The sequence below is a fragment of the Vibrio barjaei genome (assembly GCF_001639065.2).
In the GTDB taxonomy this organism is placed as follows: Bacteria; Pseudomonadota; Gammaproteobacteria; order Enterobacterales; family Vibrionaceae; genus Vibrio; species Vibrio barjaei.
Genome location: NZ_LQXO02000009.1, coordinates 255,904 through 268,888 on the forward strand (window position 1 = coordinate 255,904; position 12,985 = coordinate 268,888).

Here is a 12,985-nt window from a genome sequence, read left to right on the forward strand (position 1 = left end):
AATGACTTGTATTTTATCTATGTCCATTTGACTTTATTTTAAGTAATTTGGACTCGTGGTGCCCGAAATATGGGGCCTTTGTTACTTGGTATGATTTGTGCACTTACACAAATGTATGTCATTTTAAGTGAGTCGTTATGCTAAATATTACTGATAAAAAGGTTGAAGAGAAGATACCAGCTTGGCTTCGTCTTGGTTTTCGTCCTTTTTTCTTACTCGGAAGCGTTTATGCCATCATTGCGGTGGTGGCCTGGGTCATCATGTTCCAGAAAGGTCAGCCTGAAGCGTTGCAAGTCCCCGCGTTATGGTGGCATGCCCATGAAATGATATTCGGTTTTGCGATGGCAATCGTGGTCGGTTTTGTCCTAACAGCAGTGCAGACATGGACCGGAGTTAACGGAACTAAGCATTATCGCCTGTTATTGCTCGTTGCACTGTGGGGGCTAACACGTGTTTTGTTTTGGACGCCAATACCGTTATGGTTGACGTCTAGTATCGAGTCGCTATTCATCCTGCTAGCCGCATACGAAGTGGGTTTTAGGGTTTACCAGTCAAAAGGCTGGAAAAACTTGTTTTTTGTGCCTTTGTTTTTGTTAGCTATTTTTGCCAACTTTGCCAGTTATGCCACCGTTAAAGGAATGCCTCCATTTAGTTCAAGTGCGGTATGGGGCGCGATGATCTGGTGGTTCACTCTCCTGATCTCAGTAATGGGCGGTAGAGTGATTCCGTTTTTCTCTTCGCGCCGATTCCAGTTTGATAAACCCCAGCCATTATTTTGGCTGGAGTGGCTAGCGACGCTGCCTCTGATGGGGTTATTCGTGTTGAGTTTCTTCCCATTATCATTTGCTGTACTGGGTAAACCGCTTATGCTGATTGCAGGGCTGTTTCAGTTGGTACGTTGGTTGCGTTGGAAGCCTTGGCTGACATTCTCTGAACCTTTAGTTTGGTCATTAATGCTGACTTATTTATGTCTGCCATTAAGCTTGTTGTACCGAGGAATGCTGAATGATGCTTTTGCATCACACGCTATGCTGCACTTGTTTGCGGTAGGCGCGTTAGGTGGTGTGGTTTTATCTATGATCAGTCGCGTAACGATGGGGCATACTGGTCGTGCTATCTATAAGGGCCCTAATATGACATGGGCATTTGTCGCTATTATTGTTGCAGCAGTCATTCGTAGTATTGGTGTGGCCGTGTGGCCACAGCACATGTTCCTGATGATTGATATTAGTGCGGGGCTTTGGGCCTTTGCGTTCGGTATGTATGTATACCACTTTGGCAAAATGCTAGTCACTCCAAGAGTGGATGGTCACCCGGGCTAACATCAATTTAGTGTTCAAATAAAAAAACCAGCCGTGAGGCTGGTTTTTTTAGATTAGGTTAACTTTGACATTTAGTAAGAGTCGTTGTGAACTGCTTGAACAGCTCGACCTGAGGGATCAACACAGTTCCGGAAAGACTCATCCCATTCAAGTGCTTTTGCAGAAGAGCACGCTACCGACGGGCCACCTGGAACACATTGGGCCGCAGATTCGAGTGGGAACAGCTCTTCGAAGATTTCACGGTATGCGTAACCTTCTTTTGTTGTTGGCGTGTTGTATGGGAAGCGGAATGCTGCGGTTTCCATTTGTTGGTCAGTCACTTTCGCTTCAGCCACTTCTTTTAGTGTATCAATCCAGCTGTAGCCAACACCGTCAGAGAACTGCTCTTTTTGACGCCATGCGATTGACTCTGGAAGGTAGTGTTCAAAACACTCACGCAGGATGTGTTTTTCCATCTTACCGTTGCCACACATTTTGTCTTCAGGGTTTAAGCGCATTGCTACATCGATAAACTCTTTATCTAAGAAAGGTACACGGCCTTCAACGCCCCATGCTGCAAGTGATTTGTTGGCACGTGCGCAGTCAAACATGTTCAATGCAAGCAGCTTACGAACTGTTTCTTCGTGGAACTCTTTCGCGTTTGGCGCTTTGTGGAAATACAGGTAGCCACCAAAGATTTCGTCAGCCCCTTCACCAGAAAGAACCATCTTAATACCCATTGCTTTGATCTTACGTCCCATTAGGAACATAGGCGTTGAAGCACGGATTGTAGTGACGTCATACGTTTCGATGTGGTAGATAACATCGCGAATCGCATCCAAACCTTCTTGAATGGTATAGGTCATCTCGTGGTGAACGGTACCGATTTGGTCGGCCACTTCACGAGCGGCTTTGAGATCTGGAGCGCCTTCGAGGCCAACCGCAAATGAGTGAAGTTGAGGCCACCATGCCGCTGACTTTTCATCGTCTTCAATACGCATCGCTGCGAAACGTTTTGCAACGGCAGAAGTGATAGAGGAGTCAAGACCACCTGAAAGTAGTACGCCATAAGGTACGTCTGTCATTAGCTGACGTTTTACCGCCGCTTCTAGTGCTTCAGTCAGATCTTCTTTGCTTGTACTGTTGCCTTGTACTGCTGCGTATTCATTCCAGTCACGAATATAGTAACGCTGAGGCTCTGCATCTTTAGAGCCATAGTAACTGCCAGGAGGGAACTCACTTATGGTCTTACATACAGGAACCAGCGCTTTCATTTCTGACGCAACATAGTAGTTACCGTGTTCGTCGTAGCCTTGGTATAGCGGAATGATACCAATATGGTCTCGGCCAATAAGATACTCATCTTTCTCTTCATCATAAAGGACGAAAGCGAAAATGCCGTTTAGTTCTTCTAGTAGGTCTGCGCCCATGTCTTGGTATAGCGCTAGAATGACTTCGCAATCTGAGTCAGTTTGGAACTCATATTTGCCTTCATAGCGAGCACGAATTTCTTTGTGGTTGTAGATTTCACCATTAACAGCAAGGATGTGTTTTTTATCTTGGCTGTAAAGTGGTTGAGCACCACTATTAAGGCCAACGATAGCTAAGCGCTCATGCGCAAGAATTGCTTTGTCTGAAGCATAGATACCAGACCAATCTGGTCCACGATGACGGAGCTTTTTAGACATCTCTAATGCGACTGGACGTAGAGCGGCTGCATCACTTTTTATGTCTAAAATGCCAAATACTGAACACATACAACTTCCTTTTAGATGAAATTTAACGCTGTTGAGTTCAATTTGCCATCTGCTCAAAAAAAAGCAACCGTGATGAACGAAAAAGATGATAAAAGTGATGTTTGATTAAATATTTTTTAATTAAATTATCAATTTGATATATGGCGTTTAAATGTTGGTGCTTTGATGGTCAATTAACTACAAAAAAAGCCGGTCAATCCGGCTTTTAAATATGTTTGTAGACGTTGTTATTTGAGATTTGGCTGCAGCTGATCGCACACATGACGTGCGAAACCACTACCCGCTTCGCTGTAGATGTTAAATGCTGCATTGACACCCATCTGCTCCAGTTCATCCAATTGATCTGGATAAGCGGCGATAGCAGCTATCTGCCCTTTAAACTGCTTTTGGTGAAGTAGGTCTAACGCAGTTTGGTTACCTTGATGGTGAGGCATTGCCAGCAATACTAACTTTACATGAGCCGTGTCGAGAATACGTTCCCAGAAATCAGGGTCAGTGGCATCGCCTGCTATGACATTTCTGCCTTCCTCGCGATGTTGTTTAGCGGCTTCTTCTCGCACCTCTACACCTAGGCTAACTTTTCCATATCGTTGGTAGAGCTCGTCATAAGCACCAGTGCCGATTCGTCCCATGCCAAGAATCAGAACCTGAGCTTCGCCTGGATTGATGAATTGGTCGCGGGTATTAATTTTCTCTGCTGCTTGTTCTTTTAGCCATTTCGCACTGCGCAAGTAAATGCTGTGTCCAATTCGGTTTAGAGGGGCAGAAATGATAAAGGACAAGGATACGGCAATGGCTAACGCGACTAAGATGTCACCGGATATCCAACCTAGTTTGTAAGCCAAGCCACCGACAATGAGACCGAACTCACTGAAGTTAAACAGAGTGAGTGTAGTCAGAAGGCACGTACGGACTCGGAATTTAAATGCATTGATGACCACAAAGTAAAGGATGCCTTTCAGTGGCAGTAACAAGAGGAGCAATGCACCGAGCACAAAACCTTCGATTGTCGGCTGATCAGCAAGACCGATATTAAGGAAAAAGCAGACTAAGAACAGCTCTTTTAAATTGAAAAGTGATTTTGATAGCTCAGAAGCTTTAGAGTGCGAAGCTAACAGCATACCCAAGATAAGCGCACCCAAATCCGGCTTCATTCCAACCAATTCAAATAACCCTGCGCCCATGACGAGTGCGAAGAAGATGCCACTTAATACGAGCATTTCGCCATGTCCGGCTTTATTTAAAAGCTTAAACATGATGGGACGAAGTAGAGGAAGAGCAAATAGCCCGATGGCATACCATTCTGGGAACTTGCCTGTCGATGCTGTTAAAAAGATGACCGCGAAGATATCCTGCATAACCAGAATACCAATGGCGAGCGTGCCATAGGTAGCATTCATTTCACCTTTTTCTTGCAAGGTTTTCACTGCAAATACAGTACTTGAGAAGGAGAGAGCAAAGCCCAGTAGAATAAGTTGCTCAATGTCGAGCGTAGCAAGACTAGAAACGCCCAGAATTTTCAAACCTAGTAACAAAACGGCGAACAAAAGTGTCGAAAGCAGATTGTGAATGGTTGCGCCGGCCCAAATTTCTTTGGACAACAAAGTTTTTATGTCGAGCTTTAAGCCAATAGTAAACAGTAGCAGTGTCACGCCGAGGTCGGCAAGGGTGGTAATGGTATCGGTCGATTCAAAACCAAAGTGATGCAAAATAAACCCAGCAAGTAGAAAACCTACTAAGGGTGGCAGTTGACATTTCAATGCGAGGAAGCCCGCGATGAAGGCGACGGTTATAAGGATCAGTTCCATAGTATTTTTTATTATCTGAAGACAAAAAGACCACACCTAAGTGTGGTCATATATTCTACATAATTTATGTAAGGGTTTGTTTGTTATTTCAAAACATTTTCTCAATCTTCGAGTAGTTTTTGTAACAAAACCCCATTTAGCATGGCGCGTTTGATCATAGCGAATGCGCCCATTGTCGGTTGCTTATCGATTTCTGAAGCAACAATCGGTAGTTCTGTATGGAATGTCGTTAACGACTGGTTTTCTACATTACGACGGATCGCTGGGAAGACAATCTCTTTTGCCATGGTAATGTCACCGGCAATAATGATTTTTTGCGGGTTGAACAGGTTAATAGTGATTGCGATGGCTTTGCCGAGTTGGTTACCCACTCGAACTAAGCTCTGTTTTGCTAACTCGTCGCCATTTAATGCGTGTGAGCAAACATCTTCAATAGTGATGTGCTCTTTTAGAGCAAGCGTTGACTCATATCCTTGATCAATGAGCTTTTTTACACGTTTGACAATTGCTGGGTTAGCTGCAACCGTTTCTAAGCAGCCAAAGTTGCCACACTGGCATTGTTCGCCTAGCGGATCGATTTGGATGTGACCAATTTCACCCACATTACGGTTGTGCCCTAAGAAAACTTGTCCATTGACGATAATACCAGCACCAGTACCACGGTGAACACTGACCAATATCGAATCTTGGCAGTCGCGGCTTGCGCCAAAGTAATGTTCTGCCAGAGCTAAACCACGAATATCGTTACCTACAAAACACTCTACTTTGAATTGAGCTCTAACTAGATCTGCGAGCTCGAGTTTGTCGATGTCGGTATTTGGCATGTATTCAACAACACCCGTAGTCGGGTTAACTAGACCGGGTAGGGTAATGCCAATAGCAATAAGCTGCTCGATTTTAGGACTGTGTTCTTTTAGAAATTCGCGAAGCGATGTCACTAAGCCTTCGCTAAGTTCACTTTGATTGGTGTAGTAAAAATCATTATGGGAGAAAGCCATTTCACGGCCACCCAAATCGTAAAGAGAGAACTGCACATAATCTCGGCCGAGACGTACTGCGACAGAGTGGAAGGGCTCCACTGCTGTCGTTAGAGAGATGGCTCTGCGTCCACCTGTTGAGGCTTGTTGAGCGACCTCTTTGATAAGGCCGCGCTCCAACAATTGGCGGGTAATCTTGGTAACGCTTGCGGGTGCCAGCTGGCTAACATCAGCAACTTGAATGCGAGAAATAGGCCCTTGTTGGTCTATTAAACGGTAAACCGCTGCACTGTTAAGTTGTTTTACTAAATCTACGTTACCTATTTGTCCGCCATTCATGCTCAATTTTGCTCGTATTGTCCGTTAACAATTGTGCCTTGGACATTATAATCTCTATCGAATACGGTCAAGTTAGCAATCATGCCTTTCTTAATACGGCCAAGCTTGTTTTCTAAACCCATTGCCTTAGCTGGGTAAAGCGTCGCCATTCGTAGAGCTTCGTCCAAAGCGATACCAGCGTGTTCAACTGTGTTTTGAACCGCCTCAATCATTGTAAGTGCGCTGCCACCTAGCGTGCCGTTTTCATCTACGCACTTACCATCCTTGTAATATACTTTCTTACCGACAAAAATAAAGTAATCCATGTCAGCACCCGCTGGAGCTGTGGCGTCCGTCACTAATACTAACTTTTCACCTTTCACTTTATGCGCGATGCGAATGTTCGCATAGTCGACATGGAAACCATCGGCAATCACACCTGCGTAGACATCTGGTGTATCGTAAATAGCACCAACAACGCCCGGCTCACGACCTGTCATTGGCGTCATCGCATTAAATAAATGCGTTGCGAATGTAATGCCAGATTCAAAACCTTTACGGGCTTCTTCGTAAGTGGCATTAGTGTGGCCAATTGAGACCACAATACCTGCTTTACGTAGCTTTTCGATATGCTCTGGTGCGTTTTGTTCTGGAGCTAAGGTCACTTTTGCGACGAGGTCGCGGTTTTCACAGATAAGGTCGATCATTGCATCGTCAGATTGACGAATGAAGTCAGGGCTATGAATGCCTTTTTTCGCAACGTTTAGGTAAGGACCTTCTAGGTGTAGGCCAAGAGAGTGGTTTTGGTTCTGGCTGTGGTATTCGCGAGCGGCGGTCAATGCTTGGCGCATATTGTCATCAGATGAAGTAATCAGCGTAGGTAAGAAGCTAGTACAGCCTGACTTAAGGTTAGCTCTATGCATGGTATGGATAGTGTCCGCGGTTATTTCGTCATTGAACATCACACCGCCACAGCCGTTTAGCTGCAAATCAATAAAACCCGGGCTTAGGTTTGCGCCGTTTAAATCCACGCACTTAATGTCACTTGGAAGCTCTGCGCTAGGCAGAACCGACTCGATTTGGTCACCATTGATTAGCACCGCATGATTGGTGAGAACGTCACTACCCGTGAAGATCTTACAGTTAGTTAATGCATACATAGTTAGCGAATCCTTGTGTTGTATTCTCTTTAGCTCATTGCGGTTATCGAAACAGTGAAGATTCGACTTAGTTTTCTGCTTGTAGCAATGAGACGGATTTAGTAGTCAGCAAGTTTTAATTAGATAAAACAGTCAAAGTAACTTAATGATAATGAGGGAGTTATTGTTATTTTATGTGTAGTCATTACATTGGAAAAGTTGATTCCAATCGCAAAATAATCGCTACTTAGTGCAACTCTCTCAGGCAAAATCCTACTTAGATTTTGCTATTTTTTCGTATGATAAAATAAGTTTTATGATCTAGCTAGCAAAAAGCCTCTATTTTGGCAAAAACTGGTGATTATGATCACAAATGGTGAGGTTTTAATTTGCGGAGCAAAATTAATTTCATAAACTGAATAGGACTAAATTGAACGGCTAAAATAAGTCGTCCAACAAAATTCAAATCCTATAGGGGGAACTTAAGGTGAATATGCTAGGATATGCACAGAAGCTAGGTAAAGCGTTAATGCTACCTATCGCAACGCTTCCGATTGCGGCGCTTCTACTACGTTTGGGTCAAGGCGACCTTTTAGACATTCCATTTATGGCGCAAGCTGGTGGAGCGATTTTCGGTCAACTACCTCTGCTATTCGGTCTAGGTATTGCGATTGGTCTTTCTAAAGACGGTAACGGTGCAGCAGGTCTTGCTGGTGCGGTTGCTTACTTCGTTCTAACTGCGACAGCAACAACAATCAACGCTGACGTTAACATGTCATTCTTCGGTGGTATCTTCGCAGGTATCATTGCAGGTCACTCTTACAATGCATTCCATGCGACTCGTCTTCCAGAATGGTTGGCATTCTTCGCAGGTAAGCGTCTAGTTCCTATCATGGCTGGTCTATTTGCTCTAGTAGCAGGTGCGATCTCAGGTGTGGTTTGGCCTAGCATCCAAGGTGGTCTTGACGCTCTAGCACACGCAGTATCAACTTCTGGCGCAATTGGTCAGTTCGTTTATGGTACGCTTAACCGTGCACTTATCCCTGTAGGTCTTCACCACGTTCTTAACTCATACTTCTGGTTCGGTATGGGTACGTGTCAAGAAGTTCTAGTTACTGGCGCTCAAGCTGCTGGTCAAGCGCTTCCTTCTCTACAGCAGCTTTGTGTAGACCCAGCTCTTGCTAAGACTCTAGTAGCTGGTCAAGCTCATACATTCGAGTTTGCTAACTCTGTAACTCCTGAAATCACAGCAACAGTTAAAGAAGTTACTGAAACAGTGAAAACTGGTGACCTTCACCGCTTCTTCGGCGGCGATAAGAGCGCTGGTGTATTCATGAACGGCTTCTTCCCTGTAATGATGTTTGGTCTACCAGGTGCAGCACTAGCAATGTACCTAGCAGCACCTGCTGAGAAACGTAGCCAAGTTGGTGGTGCACTGTTCTCTGTAGCATTCTGTTCATTCCTAACTGGTATCACAGAGCCACTAGAGTTCATGTTTGTATTCCTAGCACCTGCACTATATGCAATGCACGCAGTATTTACTGGTCTAGCTCTAGTTGTTGCTAACATGTTTGGTACACTACACGGCTTCGGCTTCTCTGCTGGTCTAATCGACTTCGTATTGAACTGGGGTCTAGCTACGAAACCATTCACACTACTACTAATCGGTCTAGGCTTCGGTGCTCTATACTTCTTCACATTCAGCTTCGCAATCCGCGCTTTCAACCTGAAGTCGCCTGGTCGTGAAGACGATGATGTAGAAGTAGAAGTTGACGGTGATGTGAAAAACGGTGACCTAGCTCGCCAATACCTAAAAGCCCTTGGTGGTCACGATAACCTAACTTCAATCGATGCTTGTATCACACGTCTACGTCTAACGCTTAAAGACCGCTCTGTTGCTGACGAAGCTGTACTTAAAAAGCTAGGTGCGAAAGGTGTAGTGAAACTAGGTGAAAATAACCTACAAGTTATCCTAGGCCCTCTAGCTGAAATCATTGCCGGTGAAATGAAGTCTATCGGTGCTGGTGAAGACTTATCAGAAGTAAAACTTCCATAGTCTAGCTACTCATTGATTTCCATAGTAAAGCCTCTCATATGAGAGGCTTTTTTTATGCCTCTTTTCTTCTGCTTTTTCACCGTTCAAGTTTCAGTACTAAAATAATCTTGTGAAAATGCGAGTTCTTGTTGAGGTTTCGCAAGGAATTGTGGATCATTAGCGTTTATATATCTGACAATACTTAAAACATAGAGGTGTTATAGATGAGTGAAGCTGAGGCTCGTCCATCGAACTTTATTCGCCAAATCATTGATAAAGATTTAGCGGATGGCAAGCATACTAGCGTGCATACTCGTTTTCCGCCGGAGCCAAATGGTTACCTGCATATCGGTCACGCAAAATCTATTTGTTTAAACTTCGGTATTGCTCAGGACTATCAGGGACAATGTAATCTTCGTTTTGATGATACAAACCCTGAAAAAGAAGACGTTGAATACGTTGAGTCGATTAAGAATGATGTAAGCTGGTTAGGCTTTGAGTGGTCTGGTGACGTGTGTTATTCATCAAACTACTTCGATAAGCTTTACGAGTATGCGGTTGAATTGATTAATAAAGGCTTAGCGTATGTTGACGAGCTAAGTCCAGAGCAGATCCGCGAGTATCGTGGAACGCTTACCGCACCTGGTAAACCAAGCCCATATCGTGATCGTTCAGTTGAAGAGAACTTAGCGCTATTTGAAAAAATGCGTGATGGCGGCTTCGAAGAGGGTACAGCTTGTCTTCGTGCCAAAATCGACATGAGTTCATCATTTATGGTTATGCGCGATCCTGTGCTTTATCGTGTTCGTTTCGCTCACCACCATCAAACAGGTGACAAGTGGTGCATTTATCCGATGTATGACTTCACTCACTGTATTTCAGATGCGCTTGAGGGCATTACCCACTCGCTATGTACGTTAGAGTTCCAAGATAACCGTCGCTTGTACGACTGGGTTCTTGAAAACATCACTATTGATTGCCAACCGCATCAGTATGAGTTCAGTCGTCTGAACTTGGAATATACAGTGATGTCAAAGCGTAAGCTTAACCAACTGGTGACTGAGAAACTGGTTAACGGCTGGGATGACCCGCGTATGCCAACGATTTCTGGTTTGCGTCGTCGTGGATTTACGCCTGCTTCAATTCGTGAATTCTGCAAACGTATCGGTGTGACAAAACAAGAGAACATGATCGAGTTTGGTTCTCTAGAGTCATGCGTTCGCGATGATTTGAATGAGAACGCTCCTCGTGCAATGGCTGTTTTAGATCCTGTGAAAATTGTGATCGAAAACTACCAAGGTGAAGGTGAAACCTTATCAATTGCAAATCACCCGAATAAACCAGAAATGGGTACACGTGAAGTACCATTTACTCGTGAAGTTTGGATTGAACGTGAAGATTTCCGCGAAGAAGCCAACAAGAAGTATAAGCGTCTTGTTTTAGGTAAAGAAGTTCGTTTACGTGGTGCTTATGTCATCAAAGCAGAGCGCATTGAGAAAGACGAAGCTGGCAATATTACTACGATTTTCTGTAGTTACGATGCTGATACGCTAGGTAAAAATCCAGCTGACGGTCGTAAAGTGAAAGGCGTTATTCACTGGGTATCAGCGGATAAAGGTCTACCTGCTGAGATTCGCCTGTATGATCGCTTGTTTACTGTTGCTAACCCTGCGGCGGCGGATAACTTTGCTGAAACCATCAATCCAGAGTCTCTAGTTGTGTCAAAGGGCTTTGTAGAGCCAAGTTTGGCAGCAGCAGATGCTTCTCAAGGTTACCAATTTGAGCGTATGGGTTACTTCTGTGCGGACATCAAAGACTCTAGTGCTGAATCTTTGGTTTTCAACCGTACCGTTGGTCTACGTGACACTTGGGCTAAGGTCGAAGCAAAATAATCACTTTAAGCCTCTCTTTTCTGAGAGGGGCTTTAGATACTAAAAAACCAGCCACAATGGCTGGTTTTTTTAATTCTACCCATTTAGCGTGTTAACGAGGTTCGTGCGCTTTAGGGTTATCTTTGCATGCACCACCAATGCACTTACCATAGAGGTAAAGGCTGTGGTTGGTGAGTTCGATATTATAACGAGCTGCAATCTCCTTTTGACGAGTTTCAATCACATCGTCAGAGAACTCGATAACCTCACCACAATCTAGGCACACAAGGTGATCATGGTGGTGCTGAGTAGAAAGCTCAAATACCGATTTACCACCTTCGAAGTGATGGCGTGTAACAATACCCGCATCATCAAATTGGTTTAGAACACGGTAAACCGTTGCTAAACCGATCTCTTCTCCAAGATCGATGAGCTTCTTGTACAGATCTTCTGCACTGATATGTTGGTACTCTGGCTTCTGCAGTACTTCTAAAATTTTTAGTCGCGGCAGCGTGACTTTTAGTCCCGCGTCTTTAAGTGCCTTATTGTTGTCTGACATAAACTTTCCTGTAATGATCTGCAGCAATAAACAGATTTCAGTAATCTATTCATTATAGGGTACTACAGCGTAACAATAAACCTCGAACTTCAAAGGGTTACTAAGTATTAACATAGAAGGCGAACAATGTCACTTTACAAACACATCTGACCAGTTACAATTCGTTTACATATGAAGTTGGATTGCGAGTTATGGATAAACGATTAGCGAAAATTTATAAACCCAAATATGTGAAGTTTGCATTGAACATCTGGCCACCTTTTTGGGGAGCTGGGATAAAAATCACTGAGATCAGTGAGGATTTTCGTTCAGTTAAAGTGCGGTTAAAACTGAAGTGGTGGAACAAAAATGCCAATCGTTCCCAGTTTGGCGGCAGTATTTTCGCCATGACTGATCCTATCTATTCGTTGATGTTGATGGGAATCCTTCGCGAGCAATATTATGTTTGGGATAAAGAAGCCAGTATCGATTTTATCAAGCCAGGTTTTTCTGACTTAAATGCTGAGTTTGTAGTGAGTCAAGATATGTTGGACGGCATTCTACACAGCACGGCAACAGGGGATAAGTGTTTTCCGGAATTTGTCACCCACATTCACAACCAGCATGGTGAGGTCGTCGCCACCATTCAACGTAAACTTTATATCCGTAAGAAGCCTAAATACCGTGCAGAAACGGAAAATGAAACGACGTCGGTGCAAGCTTAGTTTTTGCCAGTAGTACACAACACGGTTATGGTTTGGTTTATTATTAACTGAATTAATGATGTAGTGAGGTGGCAGTGAAGCGTTTTATCATTTTGGGTTTAACCGTGCTTTTTAGCGGTACTGCACTTTCAGAAACCTTAACACCTGAAATTTTGAGCCAGCTCAATGACGATCTTGCTCATACTCAATTTAAGCAAGTTGACCCTAAAATCACAATCTCTGATATGCATCTTGCGCTGAAGGATGGGATTTTGTTTAGAACGACCACATATCGATATGCGGGAGACCCTGAAACAGAATCAATGACTACCTGGATGTTAGAGGCGATGACTCAGCAAGTCTGTCAGCAACTGATGCCTATACTTAATGGGCGATTTAGTAATGTTAGCCAAATTGCTGCGACAGAGTCGATTGAGTTTGAAACAGGTCAAATAGCATCAAAAACCCGAATTTGTAGTGCTTCAGATACACAACCAAAATAAAAAAAACCTCCGAAATGGAGGTTTTTTTGCATTC

Annotated in this window: 10 protein-coding genes; 5 read left to right on the forward strand and 5 right to left on the reverse strand. The window is 43.9% G+C overall.

Annotated features, from left to right (window positions below; all coding sequences use genetic code 11):
* Positions 1–137 precede the first annotated feature (137 nt).
* Positions 138–1,322 carry an NnrS family protein gene (locus AWH66_RS05705; protein ID WP_063606045.1) on the forward strand — a complete coding sequence of 395 codons (1,185 nt, stop codon included), beginning with the start codon at positions 138–140 and terminating at the stop codon, positions 1,320–1,322.
* A 71-nt stretch (positions 1,323–1,393) separates the two neighbouring features.
* On the opposite strand, the gene asnB is transcribed toward AWH66_RS05705, so the two are convergent.
* The 4 genes from asnB to nagA form a co-directional block, all read right to left on the reverse strand.
* Entirely contained in the window at positions 1,394–3,058 is a 1,665-nt protein-coding gene (gene asnB / locus AWH66_RS05710) for an asparagine synthase B (RefSeq protein WP_063606046.1), read from the reverse strand.
* 227 nt (positions 3,059–3,285) lie between these two features.
* Positions 3,286–4,866 (reverse strand): cation:proton antiporter family protein, encoded by a 1,581-nt coding sequence (locus AWH66_RS05715; RefSeq protein ID WP_063606047.1) that lies wholly within the window; start codon positions 4,864–4,866, stop codon positions 3,286–3,288.
* Between the two features lie 101 nt (positions 4,867–4,967).
* Positions 4,968–6,182, reverse strand: a complete 1,215-nt coding sequence (gene nagC / locus AWH66_RS05720; protein ID WP_063606048.1) for a DNA-binding transcriptional regulator NagC — start codon at positions 6,180–6,182, stop codon at positions 4,968–4,970.
* Positions 6,183–6,184: 2 nt separating this feature from the next.
* A complete protein-coding gene (nagA, locus tag AWH66_RS05725) occupies positions 6,185–7,321 on the reverse strand; it encodes an N-acetylglucosamine-6-phosphate deacetylase (protein WP_063606049.1) in 1,137 nt (378 codons plus the stop codon).
* A 466-nt stretch (positions 7,322–7,787) separates the two neighbouring features.
* On the opposite strand from nagA, the gene nagE reads away from it, so the two are divergent.
* Positions 7,788–9,356 carry an N-acetylglucosamine-specific PTS transporter subunit IIBC gene (gene nagE, locus AWH66_RS05730; protein WP_038222489.1) on the forward strand — a complete coding sequence of 523 codons (1,569 nt, stop codon included), beginning with the start codon at positions 7,788–7,790 and terminating at the stop codon, positions 9,354–9,356.
* A 203-nt stretch (positions 9,357–9,559) separates the two neighbouring features.
* The gene (gene glnS / locus AWH66_RS05735) at positions 9,560–11,227 is read left to right on the forward strand and encodes a glutamine--tRNA ligase (protein WP_006071895.1); all 1,668 of its coding nucleotides are present in this window, start codon (positions 9,560–9,562) and stop codon (positions 11,225–11,227) included.
* Positions 11,228–11,318: 91 nt separating this feature from the next.
* On the opposite strand, the gene fcrX is transcribed toward glnS, so the two are convergent.
* On the reverse strand, positions 11,319–11,765 hold the full coding sequence (gene fcrX / locus AWH66_RS05740) for a ferric iron uptake transcriptional regulator FcrX (protein ID WP_006071894.1): 447 nt from the start codon (positions 11,763–11,765) through the stop codon (positions 11,319–11,321).
* A 191-nt stretch (positions 11,766–11,956) separates the two neighbouring features.
* Here fcrX and AWH66_RS05745 point away from each other — a divergent pair, with 191 nt between their 5' ends.
* Both AWH66_RS05745 and AWH66_RS05750 read left to right on the forward strand, forming a co-directional pair.
* Positions 11,957–12,469: a DUF4442 domain-containing protein gene (locus AWH66_RS05745; RefSeq protein WP_063606050.1), complete on the forward strand. Its 513-nt coding sequence runs from the start codon at positions 11,957–11,959 to the stop codon at positions 12,467–12,469.
* A 74-nt stretch (positions 12,470–12,543) separates the two neighbouring features.
* Entirely contained in the window at positions 12,544–12,951 is a 408-nt protein-coding gene (locus AWH66_RS05750) for a hypothetical protein (protein ID WP_143081471.1), read from the forward strand.
* Positions 12,952–12,985: the final 34 nt, after the last annotated feature.